Raw genomic sequence first — 24,367 nt, 5'->3', positions numbered from 1 at the left:
GACGCCATGGGACTGCACGCCCGTTTCGTAACCTCGGGGCCGTCCTGTGTGGCGGACGCCCACGGCGGCGGATTCACCCTGCTCGGCCCGCTGTCGGCGGTCCAGCTGCCCGACGTGGAGCTGCGGCCGACCGGCGGCGGTGTCATCGTCAGCAAGGCCGAGGTGCTGCGCACGGACCCGGCCCTTCCCGTGCTCGACGGCACCGCGCTCGACGGCGCGTTCCGCTCCGTGGAGGGCCAGGTGGTCAGGGCGCCGACGACCGTGCGGGCGCGCGGTGCCGTGGCGTTGGCCGAGCGCCTCGACCAGACCGTGCTACCGCTGGTCGTCCGCTTCACGCACCACGAACTCAACCCGGTCACGGGGCGCCCCGTCGGCACCATCCACGCCACGACCGAGGTCTCCACCACACTGCGTCTGGACATGGCCATGGCTCCACCGGTCCCGCCGGTCCCACCAGTCCCACCGACCTTCCAGTCCGCTCCGACGCCGAGTTCCAGCTCCGGCTCCGGACAGTGGTACGACGCCAATCTGTGGTCGCGGACCCCGGCCGGCGGGCCCACCGGGCGCGCCCACGCGTCCGCCCCGCCCAGCGCTTCCCGCGACGCGCCCCGGGCGGCCGCGGCCGCCGAGCCCACCGCTGCCGCACCCGGCCGCCCTGGAGTACGCCGGGTCCCAGAGGGCGCCGTGCGCCACTTCGGCTTCGCCGCGGTGGACTTCGGCACGACGAACTCCACGGTCACCGTCCACGACATGCGCCAGCTCGACGTGCGCGCCATGTCGCGGTACCAGGAGGGGCGGCTGCGCAAGGAGCTCAGGCAGCTGCTCGCCAATCCGGACGCGTGCGCGGGCGAGCGGGCACAGTGGCGCGAGCTGCTCACCGACGTCGCGCGGCAGTACCTCACGGACGGCGACGCCCCGCGCACCGAGGCGGGCGGCGGGCAGGCGCTCGCGGACGCCCTGGAGAGCGGGTACGGCGGCGACGGCTGGGTGCACGCGCTGTACACCGCGCTCGAACTGCGGATCGCCTCCCGGGACGAACAGCTGCGCCGGGCGGCGACTCCGCTGCTGCACCGGTGCTACCACCGGGCCTTCGACGAGCTGCCGCTGGACGTGCTCCGGCTGTTCTCCGTCGACCTCGACCAGGCGGGCGGCACGGAGCTCGCCAGCCGCATCGAGGTGGTCGCCACGAGCCCGGAGCTGCGGGTGCGGATGGGCCAGGAGCGGATCCCGGTGGGCGGACTGCCCATGGGCGGGGCCCAGTCGTACCGCGGGGTCAAGCAGTACCTGGGCCGCGACCACGAGATGCCGGGCCTGGCGCCGTTCACAGCCGACGACCTGATCCGCGAGGGCCTGCGCTATCTGCTCGACCAGGCCGACGAATACCTCGCCGCCAACCCCAAGGAATTCCACCAGGGCCGGCTCGACCACGTCGTCATGACGTACCCGACGGTGGCGCCGCCCGGGGTGCGCCGCAGGCTGCGGGAGCTGGTCGGCGCGGGGGCCGGCGGGGCGGGCGACGGGCTCGGCGTCACGCTGGTGGACACCCAGTTCGACGAGGCGGTGGCGGCCGCGCTCTTCTTCATCATGCGGGACTTCGGCGGCGACTTCGTCGCCGGTGTCGAGGCGTTCCGGGCACGCTGCCGCCCGCTGCCCGGCACGGACCGTGCCTGGCAGCAGAACGTCCTGGTCATCGACATCGGCGGCGGCACCACGGACCTCGCCCTGATCAATCTGCGCCTCAAGGACGCGACGCCCGACCCGGTGCCGGGCCAGGACCCCCGCTTCACCGGCCGCCTGTACGTCCTCACGCCCACGCTGCTCGGCTCCACCGGGCACCTCCAGCTGGGCGGCGACCTGATGACGCTGCGGCTCTTCCGCTGGTACAAGGCGGCCTTCGCCGACCATCTGCTCACCGGTCAGCCGGAGCGGTTCGAGCACGTCGTGGGCTCGCTGAAGGACCCGTACGCCGTCGACGGCCGCTATGTGCCGCGCACCCTGCTCGACCGCGACCCGGAGATCGAGGGGTATCCGGCGGATCTGGTGGACCGCGTGGTGCCGACGCGCTGGAGCGCCGACACCGTGGTCACCGCGTCCCGGGAGGACGCGGAGCAGACGTTCTGGCTGCTGTGGGAGCTCGCCGAGGACGCCAAGTTCCGGCTCGGCGCGGGCGAGTCCGCGTATCAGCCGCTGCCGGAGACGCTTGAGGTGCTCCTGGGACGGCTCGGGGCGGCGGGCGCGCCCGCGGCGTGGACGCCGGTGCTCGACGCCGCGACGTTCGCGGAACTCCTCGCGCCGGACCTCAAGGAGATCATGGATCTCGTGGTCGCCCTCACGAAGAACATCGTGACGGCCAGCGAGCTCGACCGGACCTTCCTCACCGGCAAGAGCAGCCGGATGCCGCTGGTGCGGCACACCCTGGAGCGGCGGCTGCGCCAGGAGAGCGAGGTGCGGTGGAACCCCGCGGGCGTCGCCGTGGAGGAGGAGTACGGCAAGAAGGCGACGTCCATCGGGGCCTGCTGGGGCCACCACGTCCGCCGGTTCGCGCACACCGTGCGCAACGCCCAGGGCGTCCTGGGCCGCGGCCGCTACGTGCTGCGCATCGAGGTGGACAACCTCAGCTACTACCTGCCGTGCGACTTCGGGCCGACGTACCAGCTGGCGGCCAACGACCCCACGCACGCCCTGCTGAGGGTCGGCGCGCGGCTGAGTCCCATCGGCCCCGGCGGCACCTGGGCGGTGCGCAGCAAGTGGCAGAGCCTGCCCGCGAGTCTGCGCATCCACCGCAACATCGGCACCGGCTGGAAGGAGTGGGGCGCCTTCGACCCGGACGCCTGGGTCCGCCTCGAAGAGCCCGGCTTCACGCTGAACATGGCGCAGTGGACACGGGAGGCGCAGTTCCAGGTGGAGGTGAACGCCGATCTCGACCTGGCGGTGCACCTCGCGCGCGGCGCGCCGCAGTACGAGGTGGACGGCCCGGCCCCGGTCCAGATCGACCTCGGCGGCGGCCCCGGCGGCCAGTGGGTGCCGATCGAGATCGTCGCCGACAACCGGGTGGCGGGGGACCGGCCGGACACGGGCGTGGTCGTCTTCAGCCTGCCGCAGGACCCGCGCCGCCCCGCCGCGGCGGCGGCCGAGGCGCCGCGCTTCAACGAGGTGTTCCGGGTGCGGGGCGCGGGGCCGAACGCGCGGGCGGTGCGGGGCATGACGAGCGGGCCGATCGGCTCGCCGCCGCACGACGGCTGGTCGTTCTACCTGCGCTATCCCGGCGAGCCCGACCGGAAGTGGGACCTGCTCGGCGTCGTGTCCGTGCCCGAGCGGAGCGGCACGGAGCCGGCGTACGGCACGGAAAGCGTGGAGGCCGAGCAAGGAGTGACGTATGTGGCCACGCTCGACGAGCAGGGGCTGCTGCGGGTGCACCGGGAGCCGGTGCCGTACTGGCGGGCCGACTCGCTCGCCGGGATGTGGGGCGCGCCGGGTTCGGTGTTCCGGGTGGACATGAGCGACACGAAGGCCTCGTACATCGCCGAGCGCGATCCGTTCAACGGCGGGCACTGACCGCCGTGGACGCGCTGCGCAGGCTCAGCCGGCTGCCGGACTCGCACCTCGCGGCGCTGGCGCGCGCCCATCTGGAGGGGCTGCGGTCCGCGTTGGGCGTGGCCCTGGAGGCGCTGCCCGACGACGCGGGCGCGACCGAGTGCCGGGCGGCGCTCGCGGAGGTGGCGGCGGCGCTGGCACCGGGCGGCGCGCCGCCGGAGACAGCGCCGGGGACGGAGCCGGGGACGGAGTCCGGCACGCCCCCCGCCGCCTCCGAGGCGGCCGGATCCGCAGCCGATGAGAGCACCCCGCCGATGGGCACGTCCGTACCGGCCACGCGGGAGCCGGTCGTGCGGGAGCCGGTCACGCCGGTGCCCCCAGAGCCCGTGCCCCCGGAGCCCGTGCCCCCGGAGCCCGTGCCCGCGCAGCCGCCCGGGCGGCCCTCCCCCGTCGCCGACCCCGAGCTGGCCGCGCTGGCCGCGGAGCTGACGCGGAGCCAGGAGTGCGCCACCTTCCTTGGCCCGCTGGCCGTGCCTGAGGCCGACGGGACGGCCGCGCTGTGGTGCTGGTTCCAGTTGACGCTGCTGCGTCTGCCGCACGCGTACGCGACGCGGTGGCGCGCGCGGGCGGAGCGCCTCGCGGTGGCGGCGCGGGTCGCGACCGAGGAGCGGTGGGACGAGTGGCAGGCGCTCGACGGCGTCGAGGTCCTCCTGCCGCCGCTGCCCCGTGCGGGCGTCACCGGGGTGCGCCTCGGTGCGGCAGGGGCCCTGGCGGACTGGGCGGTGACCGCCGCGGGCGGCGACCACGGCGCGACCGCGCGTCATCTGCGGTCGCCGCTGGCCGTCTGTGTCGTCCTCGCCGGTTGGGTGACCGGACTCGCCTCGCTGGACGGCCAGTTGCACCACTGTCTGGAGGGCGTCGTGCACCGGGGCGTGGTCCCGCTGGGCGACACCGAGCACCGCGACGCCTACCGCCTTGAGCTCGCCCAGCGGATCGGGCGCCTGGCCCGGCAGCCGCCGGGCTCTCCGGAGGAGCTGCGAGCCGCGCTCGCGGTGGACGAGGCGCTGTGCTCGGTGCTTCATCTGCCTCCGGCCGCGCCCGGCAGCTGGTGGGCGGGGGTCGCCGAGGCGTCCCAGCGGATGGTCCTTGAACTGCGGCGCCGGGTGCGGGACAGCGGCGCCGACGTCGCCGTGCAGGTCCTCGCCCCGACGTATCGCGAGGCCCGCCGCCGCACCGGCGGCAACGACATCCCCCTGGACGCGGGCGGGCGCAGGGGCCAGGTGCTCGCCGGGCTTCGGCTGTGGGCCCGCGTCGACGGCAGGGAGCTGCCCGGCCGGGTGGTGTACAGGGCATGAGGCGGCCCGTCGGACGCCTGGGCGGCGCGGCATGAGCGGCACGCCGGGCCGCCCGGCGCGCTGGCCGACGAAGACCGAGTACGCGGAGGCGGTGCAGGACCCGGCCACGGCGTTCGCCGAACCGGACCTCGCGGGCGGCGTGCTCGACCTCAACCGGCTCGGCATGCCGCGCACCAGCTCCGGACGGAACGCGGTGGTGTTCCGGCTGCTCGGGCCGCGCGGCGCCTGCGCGGTGCGCTGCATGACGCGGCCACCCGCCGCGGGCGCCCTGCGCTACGACGCGCTGCGCCGCTGTCTCCAGGGCCGCGCCTGCCCGGCGCTGACCCCGGCGACCTGGCTGGAGCGGGGCATCCAGGTGGGCGGCGCGTGGTGGCCGGTGGTCCTGAAGCCGTGGGTGCCCGGAGACACCCTCGACATCGCGCTGTCCCGGCGCCCGGGCGAGCCGCGCGCCCTGCGGCACCTGGCCGCGAACTGGCGAGTGGCGCTGCGCCAGTTGGCCCGCGCCGGGCTCGGGCACGGCGACCTCCAGCAGGGCAACGTCCTGGTGGACGACGAGCTGCGGCTCCAGCTGGTCGACCCTGGACGGGGTGTGGGTGCCGAGCGGGCAGGACTGGCCGCGCGCCGACGCCGGTCACCCCGACTACCGCCATCCCGAGGAGGACGGCGAGCTGCACGGGGTCCGCCTGGACGCCTTCCCTGCCTCCGTCGTCTTCCTGTCGGCGCTGGCCGTGGCCGCGGACCCGAGCCTGTGGAAGCTGCACACCCAGGAGAACCTGATCTTCCGTGCCGCCGACTGCGCCCGCGCCCGCGGCCGGACGGGCTCTCCGGAGGATCTGGTGGCGGCGCTGCACCGGTGACCGTGCGAACCTTCAGGCACGGCCGTACGAGCCGGTCCCGCGCTCGGGACGTACGAGACCTCACGGCACCCGGTCGACGCGGCAGCGCACCAAGGTCACGTCGTCCTGCTCCAGTTCGCCCCGTCGCCACAGCGCCCGTACCTCCGTCGTGAATTCGCCCGGGTCGCACCGTCGCAGGAAGTGCCAGGCGTGCGGGCCGTGTGCGGCCTGTGTCAGGGCCCAGCGGGCGAGGGCGTCCCAGAGGTACGGAGGTGCCTGCGGGGACAGGCGTACGCACGGCGCCCACTCCTCGGCGGCCGCTCGGTCCCAGTCGCCGAGCGCGGCGGCGCCGAAGCCGTCGGGGGGCCGCGCCACGAACCTGCGGACGAGGCAGTGCGCCCAGGGCCCGGAGGCCAGGGCGCGGGTCGCGCCGTCGGAGACCGCGACCCGGCCGCGCGCCGGGTCGAGGGCGGCGGCGTGCTCGCTCGGTTCCGTGGCCGACTTGGGCACCGCGAGCACCTCGTCGCCGACGAGCGGGTCGCGGCCGTCGGCGCCGACGACGGGCGCGACCGTGCCGGGCCGCCGCCGGTCGATGCGCTGCTGGTAGGGCACGGTTACCTCCCGGCGTGCGGGGCGTGGTCGGGTGGGCCGGAGCGGCGCCCGTGGTGGAGGAGGACGTCGCAGCGCGCGACGCGGTAGCGCACCGGTGGCTCCGCGGCCCCGGGCGCCCGGGCGTCGCGCACGCCGGTGACGACGTCGTCGACCAGGCGTTGGAGGGCCGAACCGCCGGGCCCGCGCCGGGCGATGCCCCGCTGGGCGAGCCGCGTCAGGTCCTGCGGGCGGTCGGTGACGACGGCGACGAGCGTCTCGGGCCGTGGCACGCCGCGGGGCAGGCCGTCGGGCCAGTACAGTTCGATGCCCGCGAGCCGGTGGCTGCCGGGAAGGCGGAACAGTTCGTAGCGGGCGTCCGGGGCCAGGCCGACGCCCGCGGGCTCGGTGGTGGTGAGCTGGGTGACGGCGCCGCGCAGTCCGACGTCGAACACGGACACGTGCCGGCGTTCGGCGGCCCGGTTGTGGAGGTGGACGACGATCTCGTCGCCGTGGAAGACGTGTGCGCCGCTGCGGTCCAGGGGCTGTTGTGTGCCGTCCGCGCACAGCAGCGCGTAGTGGAAGGTCACGTCGTCGGGGAGCGCGGCCGGACCGGTGCCGGAGGCCAGGGCGCGGACGTGGGCGGCCCTGGCGAGCTGTTGGAGGTCCTGGGTGAGGGAGTCGAGCCCGGTGTCCGTGGCCGGGCTCGCGGCGGCGCGCAGCGGCTCGCCGTCGGCGTCGGCCAGGCGCAGGCCGTCGGGGGTCAGGCCGACGACGGCCAGGGCGGGTTCGTCGCTCCGGGCGATCCGCAGGTGGGCGCAGGCCCGCAGACGCGCGGCCACGCGCGCGTGGTCGGGGTGGTCAGCGGGGTGCAGGAGGACGGGACGGCGGCCCAAGGAGACGTGCAGGGGATGCGCCTCGGTGCCCGGAGGAGGGATTTCCGGGGGCGGTTCGTGCGCCGCTCCGCCCTGGAGGCGCAGTCGGGCGGTCCCGGCCTCCGCGCGGTCGACGACGGCGGTGGCGAGCGGCCGCCGCGGGTCGCCGCCCGGGGGCACCAGCGCGTACTGATCGCCCACGGCCACGCCGAACAGCTCCGCGCCGTCCAGATACGCCCCGTACCGGTCGGCCGACACCGGCAGCACGCCGGTGGCGCGCTGCTCCGCGGTGTCGAACAGGAGCCGGTCGGCGGGCCCTTCGACCTCCGGGCGCTGGAAGGGGACGACGTCGAGGACGGCGGGCCGCAGCAGCCCCAGCAGGGTGCGCCAGGTCAGCCGATGGGCGCCGGGGGCGCGCAGGAGCCGGGCGAGGCTCGCGGTGAGCAGGCCGCGCGGGCCGTCGAAGCCGGGGAGCTGGACTTCGTAGGCGCTGGCGTCGGGTTCACAGGCCACCAGGCGGACGACGGACGGGTTCGACTCGGCAGCGGGGCGGCCCGCGCGGCGCGGGGCCGCGCCCACCGCCGTCCGCCAGGCCGCGTGCACCGTCGCCCAGTCGCGGCCCTCCGTGCGGGCCTTGGGCACCTGCCGGGCGGTGCGGGCCATGCGGGCGGAGTGGCAGCTGTCGATGATGGTCGTGACGTTCGCGGTGCGGGCGCTCAACTCGTCCTGGAGCAGGCTCAGCTCGTCGGCGAACAGGCCCGGGAACGCGCCGGGCGTGCCGGGCTCGTCGATGTCGGTGGGGCACAGGTACTGGATGCGCGCCGGCTGCCCGGGAGCGGGCGCGGGGCGGGGGTCGCGCGCCTGGCCGCCGTGGCCCGAGTAGTAGACGACGGCCGCGTCCCCGGCTCCGGTGGCGTCGATGAGCGCGCGGTAGGCCTCGATGAGTCCCCGCCGCGTCGCGCGCGGCCCGGTGGCCCGGGTCACCTCGAAGCCGAGGGGGGCGAGGACGTCCGCCATCAGCGCGACATCGGCGTCCACGCCACGCAGCACTCCGGTCCGACAGCCGATAAGCAGTGCCCGTTTACGCATCGCAGCCCCCCGTGACGCGCATCGCAGCCCCCATGACGCGCGCCGTAGCCGCCAGGATGGCACGGCGGCCCACCCCGGTCACCCCTGCGTCCGCGGCACGGCGTCAGCCGCCGATGTGGATGAACGGAGCCCAGTGGTAGGGCGGCGGGGACGTGTGCCGGGTGAGGGCCGTGGGCGGGCGGCCGTCGCGTGCGCAGTCGGCCGCGGCGCCGCCGCCGGTGGCCTCGCGCAGCCGCTCGTACGCCGTGGCGCGCCCGTCGGCGTCCAGGGCGCGCAGGCGGCGCTGCGCCGTCGTGAGGGCGTCGGCCACCGGGGTGCCGGGGCGGGCGAGCAGCGCTTCGTAGAAGTACGTCATGAGGACGGCTCCGGAGGCGTCGTCGACGGGCCACAGCGACACCACCGCGTGCCGCGCGCCCGCCGCGACGGCGGCGCGGACCAGGCCGATGACGTCTCCTCCTGCGGTGGCCGTGCCGCGCCCGGTGTGGCAGGCGGAGAGCACGACGAGGTCGGCGGTCAGATCGAGCCCGGTGACGTCCCCGACGGTCAGCCGGTCGTGCCCGGCGAGCGCCACGTGGCTGCGGTGCGGGCCGCGCTCGTGCAGGACGCCGTGGGTGGCCAGGTGCAGTACGGCGCGGCCGGGCGCGGAGGCGGTGACGGCGGCGGCCGTCGCGGCGGCGCCGAGCAGCGGTTCGGTGCCGAGCAGCCGGGCGATGGCCCGCACTTCCGTCGCCGTCCCGGGCAGTCGGGCGAGGCCCCGGCCGGGCGCGTACGCGGGGTCGCCGACGAGCAGCGCGGGCGCGCCGCGGCCCGGTGGGCGGCCGCAGCCGGGCCGGGTGATGAGGGACGCCGAGGGCAGCTGGGAGATCACGCACCGCTCCCCCAGCGGCACATCGCCGACGGGCAGGACGGCGAACGGCACGAGGGTGAGCGCCCGGTGCGGCACCACGTACAGGCGGCGCCGGCCGCGCACGGCGTCCGCGACGGGGTCGAGGAGCAGACGTGCCAGGGCGATCGCGTCGGCGGTGTCGTGGTGGCCGCTCGCGCACGCGGAGTGGAACCGCCGGACGGCACAGGCGAGATCGCGGTGGTGCACGGTCCTGCGGCTGTGGCGGGCGCCGTGCCGGTCGACCGCCCAGGTCACCAGGTCGTCGTCGAACGTCTCGTACATCAGGAGCAGCGCGTCGTCGGGCAGGGCGGCGCGCACCGCGTCAAGGCGGGTGCCCCGGATCCGCCGCTCCTCGTCGGCGCGGCCGCGCAGCAGGCCGGGCGCGTGCGTGGCCACGTGGGTCTCGGCGGCCTCCAGCTCGTCCTCGGCGGCGAGCACGGTGGCGCGCAGGCGTGCGGCGGGCGGGGTGTGCGCGGCGTCGCCGGTCACGCTGTCCGCGAGCCCTTCGTAGGCGGCGGCCCAGGCCGAACCGGCGCGCAGCCAGCGGCGGGCGGCGTCGAGCGGCGGCCCCGGCGGCAGGTCGTCGAGGGCGCGCAGGACGTCGACGGCGATGCCGCGGCAGCGGTCGGAGAGTTCGAAGGCGAGGGCGCGTTCGGCGTCAGGGTCGACGGTGTCGTGCGGGGCTTCGGCGGTCCGGTCGGCCGGTGGCTTCCGGGCTTCGTCGGCCCGGCAGAGGTGCGCGCGGGCCGCGATGTGGTACATCGCCGCGACGGTCACGTCGTCGGTCATCGAGGTGCGCAGGACGTCCCGTACGAGCTGGTCCGACCACTGCTCGAAGCGGGTCACCGCGTCCCCGCCGACCCGGGCGGCGGTGGCGTGGTCGCCGAGGGCCGCGGCGAGCTCGGCGCGGCGCGCCAGGTCCTCCCAGGGGCGGTCGGGGTCGCCGCTCCAGGACGTCTCGTCGAGTACGCCGAGGGCGTGGCGCGCGGTGTGCGGGTCGCCGAGGCGCAGGAAGAGGCTGACGGCGTGGTCGGGGTGCAGGCCGCCGCGCCGGAACAGGCGGGACGCGAGGGCGTGGGCCTGCTGCCGCTGGCCGAGTTCGTACAGGAGGGCCGTCCGCAGGAGGGCGTCGTCCCCGGCGCGGTCGAGCGCCGCCCGGAGCACGGCGTGGGCCTCGTCGCGGAAACCGGCCTCCAGGGCCCGGCGGCCCCGGTGGCGCAGCAGTTGGGCGGGGGCGCGCCGCAGGCTCTCCCGCACGATGTCGATGGCCTGCCGGGCGGGCGGCCAGGAGCCGGCGAGGCGTTCGGCAGCGGCGGCCACCTCGCCGAGCCGTGCCTGGGCGACGCCCTTCAGGTCCGGGTCGGCGAGCGCCTCCACGGCCCGGTCGAGCGCCAGGGCGAGTTCGGCGGCGCGCAGCCAGCTGCGTTCGTCGGCGTCCCGTGCCCGCAGCGCGGCCGTGGCGTGCGCGGTGTCGGCGGCCAGGAGCACGGTCGAGGCCTGCCGGAAGTTCAGCCGGTCGACGAGGTCGACGTACGCGCGGTCCGTGAGGTCCGCCTCCAGGGGGGCGGTGATCCGGGCCGTGACGAAGCGGGCGGCCCGCAGGCAGCGCAGGGCGGCCAGGGTCAGCCCCTCCCGCTGCCAGGCAGCGGCCCGTGCGAGCAGGAGCCGGACCAGGCCCTTCAGATAGCTGGAGCTGCCGTCGTCGCGGCCCCAGCGCGCGAGTCCGTCGAGGTCGCGGCGGTCGGCGTCGGAGCCGTCGGCGAGCCCGTCGAGCAGCCGGTGCGCGGTGGCGAGCGCGGCGAGGGAGCCCGCGCCCGCGCGGTCGGCCAGGGCGGCGGCCCGCTCGCCCGCGCGCGCCCGTGCGGGCCCGTCGCCGCGCGTGCGGGCCAGGTGGGCCAGGCGCAGGGCGACGCGGGCGCGGCCGCGCGGGGCGGGCAGGCGCGCGTAGAGGGCGTCGGCCGCCTCGTAGTGGGCGCGGGCCATGGCCGGGTCGACGGGGATGTCCTCGGGGGCGGTGCCCGGTTCGGCGGCCGCCGCCGGGCCGAGCCGCAGGCCCAGGAGGTCGGGGTGGGAACAGGGCGTCAGGGCCGCGTCGCCCTGGAGGAGGTAGACCCGGGCGAGCACCCAGGGGTCGCCGTGCGCGTCGTGCCTGCACCGGTCGAGGGCGGCCAGGACGTCGGCGTCGCGGCCCGCGCGCCGGGCCACGTCGGCGGCCGCGAGGTGGACGTGCGCCCGCACCCAGCGCACCAGCGCGGCGTCCGCGCCCGGCACGTCGTTCGCCTGCCGTTCCGTGTCTCGCAGCACGTGTGCGATGGCCCAGTGGTCGCCGCTGGTCCTGGCGTTCTCGACGATGCCGCGGGCGGCGAGGAGCCGGGGCAGGAAGCGGGCGGCGCAGAACTCCACCAGGGCCGCGTCGGGGGCGGCCTTCCGGGGCGGCCCCGCCGCGAGCCGCTCCGCGTCGCCTTCGGCGAGCACCGCGCCCCCGCCGCCCGGGTACCAGTTCAGGTCGAGGGCGTGTGCCGCCACGCGCAGCGCGGCGGCCATGTCGTCGGCGGCGCCCGGCTCGCGCACGTCCGCGAGGCGGCGCAGGGCCCGCCGGGGCTCGCCCGCCGCGAGGGCCCGCGCGCCGGCGACGAGCGGGTGCTCGGGCCGGGCCGCGTCCCGGCCGAACCCGGGTTCACCGGTGAGCAGTATGCGGAGCACGTCGTGGGCCGTATCCATACGCTTCCCCCCAACACCCCGCCTCCGTAGGAGAGTTGGGGCCTCACCCGCGCTTTTCGGACACCAGCGTACTGAGCGTTTCGGCCGATGACCGCACCCTCCACCGAAAGCCCCCAGAATGCCCCCGCGCGGCGAACGAAGCGCGGGCGGCCGCCGTTTCCCCGAAGGACAGTGGCATATGACACCAGCACCACCACATCGGGTGTTGCCAAATCCCTTACGTGCCTGAGTCCGCTGTGCCAGAGTCGTTACCGGTCGAAGAGTTGTTTCTGAAGTCAGCACGGAAGCCGGCAGCGCGGCACGGCAGGAAGCCCGCCGCCCCCACCAGCGCGGCCCCCGCGAGCCGGCCCGGCCGCACCGCATCGCCTACGGAGCCCCCATGCCGTCCCACGTCTTCGCGGACCGAACCGCCCAGCCGCCCGAGCGCGGCGCGGTCGACGCGCTGATCACGCAGACGCGCCGGCTCCGCGGCGAAGTCGACGCCGTGCGCCGCGAGGCGACCGCCGACCACAGCGACCCCACGGGCCGCTGGCAGCGCGCCCTGTGCGACCTCGCGGTCCATCAACTCAACGATCTGCACGGCCACTTGGCCCAGCTGCGGGACGGCCCGCCGCGCACGCACCGGCAGCCCGCCGGTGCTGCGCGGCCGGAGCCGCCCGCCGGCTCCCTGCTCAGCCGGGTGGGCAGCGCCGAGTGGAACCTCCTCACCGACGAGGCCAGCTGGTCCGGCGAGCTGTACCAGATCCTCGGCCGCGACCCGGCCGCTCCCCCGCTCTCCCTGGACGAGCTGCCCTCGCTCGTGCACCCCGACGACCACGCGCTTCTCACCGCGATGGTCACGGACTGCCTGGTCGACGGCAAGCCGATCGACGGCGAGTTCCGCGTCGTGCGCGCCGACGGCGGCGAGCGCCAGGTGCACATGATGGGCGAGCCCGTCCTCGCCACCGACGGCTCCACCGCCTCCATGTGGGCGGTCCTGCGCGACGTCAGCGAGCTGCGCCGCAGCCAGCTCGCGGTCAGCGAGAGCCGCGACTCGCTGCAGCACCAGCGCCACCTCGCGCAGACCGAGCACCGGCTCGCCGTCGAGCTGCAGGAAGCCGTCCTGCCGCCGTGGCACGGCTCCCTGCGGTTCCCGCACGGCGGCCCCGCGGGCCTCGACCTCGCCGCCCACTATCTGCCGTCGTCGTCGAGCGCCCTCATCGGCGGCGACTGGTACGACGCGATGGAGCTGGCCGACGGCCGGATGCTGCTGAGCGTCGGCGACCTCACCGGCCACGGCGTCACGGTGACGTCGGGCATGGCGATGCTGCTCGGCGCGCTGCGCGGCATGGCCGTCGCGGGCACGCAGCCGGGCCAGCTGATGGCCTGGCTCAACCAACTCCTCGACACCTCGGCGCAGCCCGCGCTCGGCAGCGCCGTCTGCTGCCTGTACGACCCCGAGCGGCACGTGCTGACCTGGTCCCAGGCCGGGCACCCCGCCCCGCTGTTGTTCCGCGACGGGACGGGGCGCGCCCTGACACCACCGGACGGCGTGCTGCTCGGCGCGACGTCCGGCGCGGCGTACGAACAGGTCGAGGAGGCACTGCGCCCCGGTGACCTGCTCCTGCTGCACACGGACGGCCTAGTGCCGCGGCGTTCCCGAGATGCCGCGACCGGCCGACTGCTCGCCCTGGCGCCGCGGTTCGCCGAAGCGAGGACGGCTCAGGACTGTGTGCGCGTCACGGTCGAGGAGTTCGGCGTGGCCCCGCGCGAGGACGACGCCTGCCTGCTGGTGGCCAAGGTCGACGCGTAGCCCTCACGGACCACCGCGCGGGACCCGGACCGGGCCCCGCGCCGAGTGCCCTGTGGCCCCCCGGGGCCGATGTGCTCCGCGGGCCCGGAGTGCCACGAAGACCTGGCCCCGACTTCGTACCGTCGTGCCCGACGTTCCTCACGCTCGTGCCCATTTTCCTCCTCCCGGCCTGCCCGCGGCCTTGGGGAGGGCGTGCTTGATCTCCTCGCGCAGGTCCTCGATCTTCGGGTAGCCCGCGTACTGGGCGGTCAGCCGGTACATCTCCCGTAGCCGGTCCCACGTGCGGTGCGAGGAGTTCGAGCCCATCGACACCAGTGCGAGCCGGGCGTACCGGTCGGCCTGTTCGGGGTCGTCGGCGATGAAGCAGGCCGACGCCAGCGAGATGTAGTCGAAGATCGTGGAGCGGTCACGGCCCTTGGTGCGCAGGGCGATGGCCTCCTTGGCGTGGCGCTGGGCGACGTGCGCGGCGGACGGGTCGTGGTCCGCGAGCGTGCGGTAGGCGAGCGCCTGCATGCCGTGCAGGTCCGCCTCGTCGAACATCTGCATCCAGCTGGGCGGCGGCACGTCGCCCTTGTCGGAGACGAACAGGTCCTCGGCCCGGCCGAGCGTGCGCCGCATCGCCTGGCCCTTGCCCATGGACGCCTGCGCCCAGGCCTCGATGGTGTGCAGCATGGCCTGGGTGCGCGGCTGCGTCTGCTCGCCCGAGCCGGACTTGGCGAGCTTCATCAGGTCCAGGGCGTCGTCCGGCTTGCCCAGGTGCACCATCTGGCGCGCGGCGCGGGACAGGGCCTCCCCTGCGCGCGGCCGGTCGCCGCCCTCGCGGGCCGCGTGCGCGGCGATCACGAAGTACTTCTGGGCGGTGGGTTCGAGGCCGACGTCGTGGGACATCCACCCGGCGAGGACGGCGAGGTTGGCGGCGACGCCCCACAGGCGTCGCTGGAGGTGGTCGGGGTGCCGGTAGGCGAGCATGCCGCCCACCTCGTTCAACTGGCCCACCACGGCCTTGCGCTGGAGCCCCCCGCCACGGGAGGCGTCCCAGGCGCGGAACACCTCGACCGAGCGCTCCAGTTCCTCGATCTCCTGAGAGCCGATGGGGGCGGCCTCATAGCGGTCGAACCCGGCGGGGTCGGCGTGCAGGGGATCGTCGAGACGGGGGGCGTCGGCCTTCAGGGTCGGATCGGTGTGCAGCCAGTCGTGCATGGCGCTGCTGAGTGCGGAGCCGGCGGCGAGCGCGGCACCCGCGCCCACCAAGCCGCGTCGGTTGAGCATGAGGTCCATTCCCGTGAATTCGGTGAGGACCGCGGCGGTTCGCTCGGGCGCCCACGGCACGCCGTCCGGGTGCTCCACGCTCCCGTCGGCGCGCTGTTTGCCTACGCGCCCGTGCCGGACCAGACCGAGGTCCTCGATGGTCACGACACGGCCGAGACGCTCGGTGAAGAGGACCGCCAGGACCCGCGGCACGGGATCGCGCGGGATCTCTCCCATGTCGATCCAGCGCCGCACCCGCGAGGTGTCGGTGGCCAGCTGCGGATGACCCATCGCGGCCGCCTGCCGGTTCACCAGTCTGGCGAGTTCGCCCTTGGACCAGCCGGCGAGGCCGAAGAGGTCCGAAAGGCGGGTGTTGGGTTGTCCGTTCACGTCAAGCCCCCAGGTTCTCGGCTGAGTTGACAGTAACCGTCTGTCAGTTGCTGAGCGACTATTCGCCAGGGTTCGCCAGGGTGCGCCACATGGTGTGCCAGGGGCCTCGGGGTGTCAGGTAGGAGTGCGCCACCCCGACCCGGCCCCCACGAGTCATTCCCCAGGGTGCACCCACGGAGGCCGGGGCGGGAGGGCGCCGCAACTCGCAGGCACACGAAGGGATCTGTATCGCCCATGTACGCAGCATCGTCCTCCGTGTCCGCCCCGCCCCGGCCGCTGCGCCCCCACTCACCGTCCCGTGGTCCCGCCCGCCCGGCGGAGGTCCCCCTCCAGGGCGGCGGCCCCTATCTGGCCCCGGCGCGCGCCGCGTCGGCGCCGCTCGGATCCGGCCGGACGCGGCGTGCGCCGGCGACCGCGAACGGGCCGCTCAGCGGGAGACTCGACTTGTCCGGCCCCCAAGGCGCGCAGCTGCGCACCGCCATCGCGTCGGTGCACCGCATCTGTCCGGAGTTCCATCCGGTGCAGGTGCTTCGCCGCAGCGGTCGCACCGTCCTGCTCGTCGGCACGACGGGCCGCAGCACGGCCGTCGCCAAGTGTCTGCTGGACCACTCGCCCTTGTGGGCCGAGCGGATCAGGCACGAAATAGCTGCATACCGCTCGTTCGTCAGGCATCGTCCGCCCGTGCGCGCGCCGCGGCTCATCGCGGCCGACCCGGACGACTGCACCCTGGTGATCGAGCGGATGCCGGGCCGGGTCGCGGCGCTGCTGCGGCACCCCGCGGAGGCCCCGCCGCGGGCGGACGTGCGGGCGGCGGTGGGCGCCGTGCACCGTCTGAACCAGTGGCGCCCGCCGAACGACATGTTCGGCAAGCCGCTGGACTACCCCCGGCGGATCGCGCGCTTCCACGAGCTGGGGCTGCTCACCGACCGGGACATGGGCGACCTGCAGAAGCTGCTGCACGGCATAGCGCACGCGTACGCCTCGCAGCCGCAGGCCATGTGGCAGTTCTGCCACGGCGACGCGCTCCTGTCGAACGTGCTGCTCTCCCCGGCCGGTCCGGTGCTCGTCGACTGGGAGCACGCGGGCTGGTACCTGCCCGGCTACGACCTGGCGACGCTGTGGGCGGTCCTCGGCGACGCCCCGGTGGCGCGCCGCGACATCAGCCAGCTCGCCCAGCAGGCGGGCCCGGCGGCGCGCGACGCGTTCCTGGTCAACCTGATGCTGGTGCTCACGCGCGAGATCAGGATGTGCGAGACGGCGGTGCAGCGCACCCTGCACGACGGCGCCCCGGTGGCACCGGCGGGCACGCCCCATCCGGTCGCCGTGCCGTCCGGCGAGGAGCAGCGGCTGCTCCTCCGGCGCCTGCACGACGACTGCCAGATGGCCCGGCGGGCCGTGCGGGCGGCCGTCGGCACGCGCTGACGGGGACGGCGGCCCGTGATGTGCCCTTGCGCGGGGCACACCACGGGCCTTCGCGTGCGCGCGGTGTCACGTCTGTGGTTGCCCCCCGCAAAGGATCTATGGGTAGCCCCATGTCGTGGCGTCGCGCGTGCTCCTAACGTCAGGGGCGACACCGCTTGATCCAAAAGGAGCACCATGCGCGTCGCACCCGCCGTCACCATCAGCCTCGGCCTGGTGGGCTTGCTCTCCGGAGCCGTCCCGGCGACGGCCTCACCCGCCCCCGGCCCCGCCCCCGTCCGCTCCGCGCCGCAGCAGCGCCTCGACTGGGGCGCCTGTTCCGCGGAGCAGAAGGAGCTCAACGAAGCGGGCGCGCAGTGCGCCAAGGTGACCGTGCCCCTCGACTACTCCCGGCCCGGCGGCCGTACGATCCAGCTCGCGATCTCCCGCATCAAGGCCAAGTCCCCGGGCGACCGGCGCGGCATCCTGCTGTCCAACCCCGGCGGCCCCGGCGGGACCGGGCTCGCGCACCCCCTCTCCCTGCGCCCCGCCCTGAAGGACGTGGCGGACCGCTACGACCTGATCGGCTTCGATCCCCGGTTCCTCGGCGAGAGCAGCCCGCTCACCTGCACCCCGGCGGGGCCGCCCACGAAGCCCGGGCCGAGGACGTCCGCCCGGAAGGACTTCGAGGCCTCGGTGGAGTCCGCGCGGGACCAGGCGCGGCGCTGCGGCGAGCACGGCGACAACGCCGAACTCCTGCCGCACGCCTCCACCCGCAACGTGGCGCGGGACATGGACGCGATCCGGGCCGCCCTCGGCGAGCGCAAGCTGTCGTACTACGGCGTGTCCTACGGCGCCGACCTGGGCGCCGTCTACACCCAGATGTTCCCGCGCCGCGCCGACCGCATCGTCATCGACTCGTCCACGGACCCGGCGGCCACGCAGTACGAACTGTTCCGGCGCTCCGGCGAGCCGCTGGAGAAGTCCCTCGACGAATGGGCCGGGTGGGCCGCGAAGCACCACGGCACGTACCGGCTCGGCCGCACCGCCGCCCAGGTGCGGGCCACGGTGCAGCGGCTGCTCGACCGGGCCGAGCGGCGGCCCGTCGACATCGCGGGGCTGCGGCTCAACGCCCCCGTCCTGCGCCTGATCCTGAAGCAGCCCATCCAGCACCAGGAGAACGACCCGGCCCTCGCGGCCATCGTGCGCGACCTGGTCGACGCCGCCGCGGGCAAGCCCGTCGAGCCGGGTCCGGAACTGGCCGCCATGCTGGAACTGCTGTCCTCGCCCGAGCTCGCGGACAGCTTCGTGGGCGGTGCGATCTTCATGTGCGGTGACGGCGGCTGGCCCGCGGGCGGCTGGCCCGCGGACCCCGAGGCGTACTGGCGCAACAGCGTCCGCAGCCGCGCCACCCAGCCGGTCTTCGGCCCGTACGTCAACGGCATGATCGCTCCGTGCGCGTTCTGGGACACCGAGCCGCGCGAGCCGGGCACCAGGATCGGCAACAGCGTGCCCGTCCTGATGCTCCAGGCCCGCCGTGACAACAACGTCCCCTACGAAGGCGGTCTCGCGCTGCACCGCAAGCTCACCGGCTCGCGTCTGGTGACGGCGGACATCCGTGCGCACGGCGTGTACGGGCGCGGCGTCGACGGGCACCGCCCCGTGCCGTGCGCCGACCGGGCCGTCAACGACTATCTGCGCGGCGGGCAGCTGCCCGCCGCCGACGTGACCTGCGCCGCCACCGAGGTGACCCGATGACCAGGACCGTACCCGCGCTGAGCCGACGCACCACCATGGCGGTCGCCGCCGGGGCCCTGCTCGCGGGCGCGGCCCCCGAGGCCGCGGCGGCTGCACACGGCACGGCGGCCCCCGCCGCCGGGCACGACGCCCTCCAGGCCGATGTCGACGCCGTCCGGGCGACCGGCGCCACCGGGGTCGTCGCCGAGGTGCAGACCGCGCACGGCCGCGCCACGGCACGCGCCGGAGTGGCGGACCTGGGGTCCGATCGGCCGGTGCCCCGGGACGCGTACTACCGCATCGGCAGCGACACCAAGACCTTCACCGCCGTGGTCGTCCTCCAGCTCGTCGGCGAGGGCAAGCTCGCGCTGACGGACACGGTCGAGCGCAGGCTGCCCGGCGCGATCCGGGGCAACGGCAACGACGGCGGCAGGATCACCGTCGCCAATCTGCTGCGCCAGACCAGCGGTCTGAACGACTACCTCGCGGTGTCGGAGGGCGAGTTCACGCCCGAGGCGTACCGCAAGGGACGGTTCCGCACGCACACGCCGCAGGAGCAGCTGGCGGCCGCGCTGACGAAGCCGCCGCAGTGGCTCCCGCGCCGCGACGACCCGGCGGGCGAGCGGCGCTGGGGCTACGCCAACACCAACTACGTCGTCGCGGGCCTCATCATCGAGGCCGTCACGGGCCGTCCGTGGGCACAGGAGATCCACGAGCGCGTCATCGAGCCGCTCGGCCTGCGGCACACGCTGATCCCGGGCGGCTCCGCCTACGTCCCGCAGCCGACGGCGACGGCGTACACGCAGTTCCCCGGCAGCGCGCGCCTGACCGACACCACCATCGCCGCGGTCAGCGGCGCGGACGGCGGCCTCATCAGTACGGCCCGCGACCACGGGGTCTTCCTGCGCGCCCTGATGGGCGGACGCCTGCTGCGCCCGGCCCAGCTGGCGGCGATGAAGCGGACCGTCCCGGCCGAGGACTGGATCCGGGCGAAGGGCGTCCGCTACGGCCTCGGCATCGCCTGGCGGCCGGTGGCGGGCACCGACACGGGCATCTGGTTCCACGGCGGGACACACCTCGGCGTGGTCTCGGAGTGCGGCGTCACGGGGGACGGCGCCCGCGCCGTGACGTCCGCGACGTTCACCCTGCCCACCGCGGAGGCGCAAGCGGACGCTCAGGCCGCCGCCACGCTCCGCCTGGTGAACAACGCGCTGCGGGGAGGCCGTGACCGCTAGGGCCGCGCGGGCGGCCGACCGGCAGCACCGTCACGCCGTCGAGGAGCGGCCCGCCGACCGCGGGGACGTGTCGTGGACCCGGTCGGCCGGAGCCGGGGCGGGCTGGGCGAGCAGCAGGGTGAGGTCGTCCGTGAGCGGCAGGCCGCCGGTGTGGCGGCGCAGCAGATCGGTCAGGCCCCGCAGCGCGTCGTGCGGCGCGGGCGCGGTCAGGGCGGCGTGGCACTGCGGGGCGTCGAGCGGGAAGGGGGTCCCGTCGGCGTCGCGGGCGTCGGTGAGGCCGTCGGTGTACAGGAGCAGGCGCTGCCCCGGCGTCAGATGGACGCGTTGCAGACAGGGGGCGGGGCGCAGGCCCAGCGGGGGTGAGGACCGGGGCGGGGAGAGCAGGTGCAGCCGTCGGCCGGTGCGTACTGGAGGCGGGTGACCGCAGTTGACGATGTGGGCCTCACCGGGGTGGAAGTCGACGAGCAGCAGGGTGACGAAGTCCTCCGGGCCGAGGTCGGGCCCGAGGTGCTCGTCGAGGGTGTGGGCGAGCCGGACCGGGTCGGGTTCGGTGGCGGCGGTGCGCCGGAAGGCGGCCAGGACGGCGGCGGCCACCCGCATCGCCTGGACGCCGTGCCCCTTGACGTCGGCGAGCAGCACGCGCGGGCCCGCCGCGGTGAGCACGGCGTCGTGGACGTCGCCGCCGATGCGGGCGTGCCCGTCGGCGGGGCGGGTGTGCACGGCGAGGTCGACGTGGCCGACGCGGTCGGGCAGCGGACGGGCCAGGGCCTCCTGCGCGGTGTCGGCGAGTCGGGTCATGCTGTCGAGCGCGCGCTCGGCGCGTACGCGGGAGTGCGCCGTCACCGCCGCCCAGATGGAGACCGCCGCGATGTTCAGCAGGGAGGCCAGGTCGTGCACGGAGGCGGGCGGCGATCCGAGCAGGGCCAGGGCCAGGGCGGCGACGCCCAAAGCGGCGGCGATGCGTGCCGAGAGCCGTTGGGCGGCAAGGAGCGGCCCGGCCAGGAGCAGCGCGTGCAGCGGCAGCTGGGTGAGGATGGTGACCGAGGCCGCGGCGGCCTCCGCCGCTACCGCTGTGGCGAGCCACTTGCTCCGTGTTTCCACTGCGTCCCCCTGGTCGTCCGGTGAAGTTCGGTTTTCCGCGCGCGACCCCTGCGTGCGGGGTACTGTGCCAGCTTCGATGACGGTCCGTGGCCAATTCGCCACAGCCCGAGCACGCCTACCGCGCCGCCGGTAGCGTCGAGCGCGGCCGGGACCGCCTCGTGTGGGAACTCAAGGGGGGCGAAGGTGGCGAAGTCACACGGACCGGAGGTGGGGGCCCGCCGCGGGTGAGCGACACCGGTCTGGTCGGGCGGCGCGGTGAACTGGCGGAGGTCGCGGGCCGGTTGGCCCGGTACCGTCTGGTGACGGTGACCGGGGTCGGCGGGGTCGGGAAGACCCGGCTCGCCCGGCACGCCGTCGCCGAGGTGCGGCCGCGCTTCCCCGACGGCGTCTGGTGGGTGGAGCTTTCACCACTGGTGGACGGCGCTATGCTGACGTACGCCATCGCCGAGGCGCTGCCGCTGGTCGACCAGAGCACCCGGCCGATGCTCGACGTGGTCGCCGAGTACCTGGCCGGGTGCGAACTCCTGCTCGTCCTGGACACCTGTGAGCACCTGGTCCGGGAGTGCGCCGAAGCGGTGGCGGCCCTGCTGATGGTGGCGCCGGGCTTGCGGGTCCTCGCCGCCAGCCGCCGTCCGCTCGGCCTGTCCGTCGAGGACGTCGTACCGCTGTGCCCCCTGCCCGAGGCCGACGCGCTGGCCCTCCTCGCCCGGCGGGCGGGCGGAGCGGCGCACGGCCGTGCCGACGGTGGCGAGTCGGCCGCCCTGTGCCGGCGCCTCGAAGGGCTGCCCCTCGCCATCGAGTTGGCGGCCGCCCGGCTCGGCGAGATGACGCCGGGGGAACTGAACCGGCGCCTCGAAGACCGCTTCGAGGTGCTCGGCGAGTCGCGCCAGCCGGTGTACGCGGCGGATCCGCCCTGGCACCAGGCGCTGCGCACCGCCATCGGCTGGAGCCACCAGCTGTGCACCCCCGCCCAACGCCTCGCCTGGGCGCGCCTTTCCGTGTTCGCGGGCAGCTTCGACAGGGAGGCGGCCCGACGGGTGTGCGCGGACGACCGCCTGCCCGTCCAGGACGTGTCGGGGCTGCTCACGTCGCTCGTGCAGAGCTCGATCGTGGAGTGGGTGCCGGAGGGGTCCGAGTCGCGCTACCGGATGCTGGACACCATCCGCGAGTTCGGCGCGTTCTGGCTGCGCGGCCTCGGCGAGGAGCAGCGGGTACGCCGCCGCCACCTGGACCACTACCTGGCTCTCGCCCGCACCGCGGACGCCGCCTGGTTCGGTCCGGAGCAGGCGGACTGGTACCGGCGTACGAACTCCGAGCACGCCAACTTCCGTGCCGCGCTTGACTTCTGTCTGACCGAGGGTGACGGGCAGGGTGCCCTGGAGCTGAGCGGGGCTCTGTGGTTCGTCTGGTTCGCCTGCGGCTTCGCCACGGAGGGGCGGCACTATCTGGACCGGGCCCTGGCCATGGACGGGGCCGCCGGGCGCGTCCGCGACAAGGCCCTGTGGGCCCGCTGCCTCGTCGCCATAACCCAGGGCGACTGGGAGACGGCCCGCCGGTGTGCCACCGCCTTCAAGGAGGTCACGGCCGGGGACGACGACACCACCGTCTCACAGGCGGCCGCCTTTCTGTCCGGTGCCATCCTCGGCGGGGACGGCCGGCACACGGAAGCGATCGAGACGCACACCGCGGCACCGGATGCCCGGACGGCGAGCGGCCGCTACGGCTCCGCGTGGGGTCTCATCCGGTTGTCCCGGGCCTTCTCCCATGTCTTCCTGGGCCAGTTCGACCAGGCCAGGGCCGTCTCCACCGAGCTGCGCGCCGACTGCGCGGAGCACGGCGAGATCTGGCTGCGCGCCTTCGGCGACTACACGCTGGCCCTCGCCGCGCTCTTCGGCGGCCGTCCCGACGAGGCCGCTGCCCACGCCCGTGCCGCGACGGGGGGCAAGCGCCAGTTCCAGGACAGCGTCGGCATCGCCCTCTGCCTCGACCTGCTCGCCTCCGCGGCCGTCGCCTCCGGTGACGCCGAGCGGGCCGCCCGCCTCCTCGGCACCGCCGACCGGCTCTGGCAAGCCGTCGGCAGCGCGCGCATCGGCTCGGAGGACTTCGCCACCGCGCGGGCGGCCTGTGAGACGGAGGCCCGCTCCGCCCTCGGTGACGACGCGTACGGAGCGGCGTTCGACGCCGGGTACGAGGACGACCTGGACGCGGTCGTCGCCGACGTGCTCACGGTGTGACCGGCCCCGCGAAGGTGGCACGGACTGAGCGCCGAAACCGGGGAACAAGCCCTGGGAACCCGCTGTTGTAGCTCCCTGGCCGGTACATGATCAATACACGGGGGGACACATGGAACACGACGCGGATCAGGTGCACGGGACCGTGGCGGCGGGGTTCGAGGGCGTGCGGGAGGCGTTCGCCGAGGTGCTCGGTGAGCAGCGGCAGGCGCCCGAGGCGCAGCTGGTCGTGCACGTGGACGGCCGGCGGGTGGTGGACCTGTGGGGCGGCCCCGGCACCTCGGCGGACACGCTGACCGGTCTGTACTCCGTCACCAAGGGCGCCGCCCACCTCGTGGTGGCGCTCCTCGTGCAGGACGGCGTCCTCGACCTGGACCGCACGGTGGCCTCCTACTGGCCGGAGTTCGGAGCCGAGGGCAAGGACCGCCTGACGCTGCGCGAGCTGCTCGCGCACCGGTCGGGGGCGGTCGGCGTCGACGGCGGCTTCACCCTCGCCGAGCTGGCCGACGACCGTCTCTCGGCCGCGCGCCTCGCCGGTCAGCGGCCGCTCTGGGAGCCGGGGACGGCGTACGGCTACCACGCCTTCGTCATCGGCGCCCTGACGGGCGAGGTGGTGCGCCGGGTGACCGGCCGTTCCCTGCAGGAGCTGTACGAGGAGCGGATCCGCGCCCCGTACGGACTCGACTTCCACCTCGGTCTGCCCAAGGCGCTGGAGGGGCGCTACGCGGAGGTGCTGCCGCTCGAGCCCACCGAGGAGGAGGCCGAACGGCTCCTGGCGGACGCCCCGGCCCCGGACAGCGTCAGCGGGATCGCCTTCAACCTGAACGCGACCCCGTCCATCGATCTGGTGACCTTCGCGAACAGCCCTGCCGTACGCGCCCTCGGCCCCGCCTCGTCCGGCGGCGTCGGCTCCGCGCGCGGCGTGGCCGGGATGTACGCGGCCGCGATCAGCGAGGTGGACGGCCGGGCACCGCTCCTCACCCCGCGCACCATCACCGAGTTCGCCCCGGTCAGCCGGCGCGGCACGGACCTCGTCACCGGCAACGACGACGTCTTCGGCCTGGGCTTCGAGTCGCTGAGCGGCCTCTACGCGTTCCTCGGCCCGGAGACCTTCGGCCACAGCGGCGCGGCGGGCTCCCTCGCCTTCGCCGACCCCGCGCGCGGGGTGGCCTACGCCTACACGCGCCGCCGCTTCGCCTTCCCGTCCGGCTTCGGCGCGGGCCTGGAGAACCACCGGCTGGCGGAGGCGGTGACGCGAGCGGCGAAGGGCCACTAGCCACGCCGCGGCCGATGCGGGGCCGTGACCCCGCATTGGTCCATTCCACTGACGCGCAGCAGGCGATCGCACCAC

14 protein-coding genes are annotated in these 24,367 nt (G+C 75.4%); 9 read left to right on the top strand and 5 right to left on the bottom strand.

Going from position 1 to position 24,367, the window contains the following annotated elements; all coding sequences use genetic code 11:
- The first annotated feature begins 6 nt into the window (after positions 1-6).
- The 3 genes from IG74_RS0113755 to IG74_RS0113745 all read left to right on the top strand — a co-directional run bounded on the left by IG74_RS0113755 (position 7) and on the right by IG74_RS0113745 (position 5,746).
- Positions 7-3,555, top strand: coding sequence for a hypothetical protein (locus IG74_RS0113755; protein WP_030675188.1), 3,549 nt, complete (start codon positions 7-9; stop codon positions 3,553-3,555).
- Between the two features lie 5 nt (positions 3,556-3,560).
- Positions 3,561-4,889 carry a hypothetical protein gene (locus tag IG74_RS0113750; RefSeq protein WP_030675184.1) on the top strand — a complete coding sequence of 443 codons (1,329 nt, stop codon included), beginning with the start codon at positions 3,561-3,563 and terminating at the stop codon, positions 4,887-4,889.
- Positions 4,890-5,482: 593 nt separating this feature from the next.
- Positions 5,483-5,746 (top strand): hypothetical protein, encoded by a 264-nt coding sequence (locus tag IG74_RS0113745; protein WP_158857609.1) that lies wholly within the window; start codon positions 5,483-5,485, stop codon positions 5,744-5,746.
- A gap of 60 nt (positions 5,747-5,806) precedes the next feature.
- Here the strand turns inward: IG74_RS0113745 and IG74_RS0113740 are convergent, their stop codons facing one another.
- From IG74_RS0113740 to IG74_RS0113730, 3 genes are all read right to left on the bottom strand, one after another.
- The gene (locus IG74_RS0113740) at positions 5,807-6,337 is read right to left on the bottom strand and encodes a hypothetical protein (protein ID WP_030675179.1); all 531 of its coding nucleotides are present in this window, start codon (positions 6,335-6,337) and stop codon (positions 5,807-5,809) included.
- A gap of 2 nt (positions 6,338-6,339) precedes the next feature.
- Positions 6,340-8,277: a caspase family protein gene (locus IG74_RS0113735; RefSeq protein ID WP_078868764.1), complete on the bottom strand. Its 1,938-nt coding sequence runs from the start codon at positions 8,275-8,277 to the stop codon at positions 6,340-6,342.
- Between the two features lie 103 nt (positions 8,278-8,380).
- Entirely contained in the window at positions 8,381-11,884 is a 3,504-nt protein-coding gene (locus tag IG74_RS0113730) for a CHAT domain-containing protein (protein ID WP_030675172.1), read from the bottom strand.
- 379 nt (positions 11,885-12,263) lie between these two features.
- Here IG74_RS0113730 and IG74_RS0113725 point away from each other — a divergent pair, with 379 nt between their 5' ends.
- Positions 12,264-13,676, top strand: coding sequence for a PP2C family protein-serine/threonine phosphatase (locus IG74_RS0113725; RefSeq protein WP_030675169.1), 1,413 nt, complete (start codon positions 12,264-12,266; stop codon positions 13,674-13,676).
- Positions 13,677-13,814: 138 nt separating this feature from the next.
- On the opposite strand, the gene IG74_RS0113720 is transcribed toward IG74_RS0113725, so the two are convergent.
- The gene (locus IG74_RS0113720; RefSeq protein WP_030675167.1) at positions 13,815-15,314 is read right to left on the bottom strand and encodes a hypothetical protein; all 1,500 of its coding nucleotides are present in this window, start codon (positions 15,312-15,314) and stop codon (positions 13,815-13,817) included.
- 234 nt (positions 15,315-15,548) lie between these two features.
- Here IG74_RS0113720 and IG74_RS0113715 point away from each other — a divergent pair, with 234 nt between their 5' ends.
- The 3 genes from IG74_RS0113715 (at position 15,549) to IG74_RS0113705 (ending at position 19,684) form a co-directional block, all read left to right on the top strand.
- Complete coding sequence (locus IG74_RS0113715) at positions 15,549-16,736, top strand: aminoglycoside phosphotransferase family protein (RefSeq protein WP_030675164.1); 1,188 nt, start codon at positions 15,549-15,551, stop codon at positions 16,734-16,736.
- 174 nt (positions 16,737-16,910) lie between these two features.
- Positions 16,911-18,470, top strand: a complete 1,560-nt coding sequence (locus tag IG74_RS0113710) for an alpha/beta hydrolase (protein ID WP_030675161.1) — start codon at positions 16,911-16,913, stop codon at positions 18,468-18,470.
- A complete protein-coding gene (locus tag IG74_RS0113705; RefSeq protein ID WP_234334329.1) occupies positions 18,467-19,684 on the top strand; it encodes a serine hydrolase domain-containing protein in 1,218 nt (405 codons plus the stop codon). Before IG74_RS0113710 ends, IG74_RS0113705 begins: the two co-directional genes overlap by 4 nt.
- A 30-nt stretch (positions 19,685-19,714) precedes the next feature.
- Here the strand turns inward: IG74_RS0113705 and IG74_RS0113700 are convergent, their stop codons facing one another.
- On the bottom strand, positions 19,715-20,785 hold the full coding sequence (locus IG74_RS0113700) for a PP2C family protein-serine/threonine phosphatase (protein WP_051854864.1): 1,071 nt from the start codon (positions 20,783-20,785) through the stop codon (positions 19,715-19,717).
- 224 nt (positions 20,786-21,009) lie between these two features.
- Between IG74_RS0113700 and IG74_RS0113695 the strand changes: the two genes are divergently transcribed.
- A complete protein-coding gene (locus tag IG74_RS0113695) occupies positions 21,010-23,019 on the top strand; it encodes an ATP-binding protein (protein ID WP_037825265.1) in 2,010 nt (669 codons plus the stop codon).
- 109 nt (positions 23,020-23,128) lie between these two features.
- Positions 23,129-24,292, top strand: coding sequence for an EstA family serine hydrolase (locus tag IG74_RS0113690; protein ID WP_030675147.1), 1,164 nt, complete (start codon positions 23,129-23,131; stop codon positions 24,290-24,292).
- Positions 24,293-24,367: the final 75 nt, after the last annotated feature.

It is taken from the genome of Streptomyces sp. NRRL B-1347 (assembly GCF_000720325.1).
Lineage (GTDB): Bacteria > Actinomycetota > Actinomycetes > Streptomycetales > Streptomycetaceae > Streptomyces.
Note: the sequence above shows the minus strand (reverse complement) of the source record. Positions and strands in the feature narration are given on the sequence as shown.

Excerpts from the sequence above, each read along its gene's own strand:
- IG74_RS0113735 (WP_078868764.1), bottom strand. The coding sequence starts at position 8,277 with ATGCGTAAACGGGCACTGCTTATCGGCTGTCGGACCGGAGTGCTGCGT.
- IG74_RS0113725 (WP_030675169.1), top strand. The coding sequence starts at position 12,264 with ATGCCGTCCCACGTCTTCGCGGACCGAACCGCCCAGCCGCCCGAGCGC.
- IG74_RS0113755 (WP_030675188.1), top strand. The coding sequence starts at position 7 with ATGGGACTGCACGCCCGTTTCGTAACCTCGGGGCCGTCCTGTGTGGCG.
- IG74_RS0113705 (WP_234334329.1), top strand. The coding sequence starts at position 18,467 with ATGACCAGGACCGTACCCGCGCTGAGCCGACGCACCACCATGGCGGTC.
- IG74_RS0113715 (WP_030675164.1), top strand. The coding sequence starts at position 15,549 with ATGTACGCAGCATCGTCCTCCGTGTCCGCCCCGCCCCGGCCGCTGCGC.
- IG74_RS0113710 (WP_030675161.1), top strand. The coding sequence starts at position 16,911 with ATGCGCGTCGCACCCGCCGTCACCATCAGCCTCGGCCTGGTGGGCTTG.
- IG74_RS0113730 (WP_030675172.1), bottom strand. The coding sequence starts at position 11,884 with ATGGATACGGCCCACGACGTGCTCCGCATACTGCTCACCGGTGAACCC.
- IG74_RS0113690 (WP_030675147.1), top strand. The coding sequence starts at position 23,129 with ATGGAACACGACGCGGATCAGGTGCACGGGACCGTGGCGGCGGGGTTC.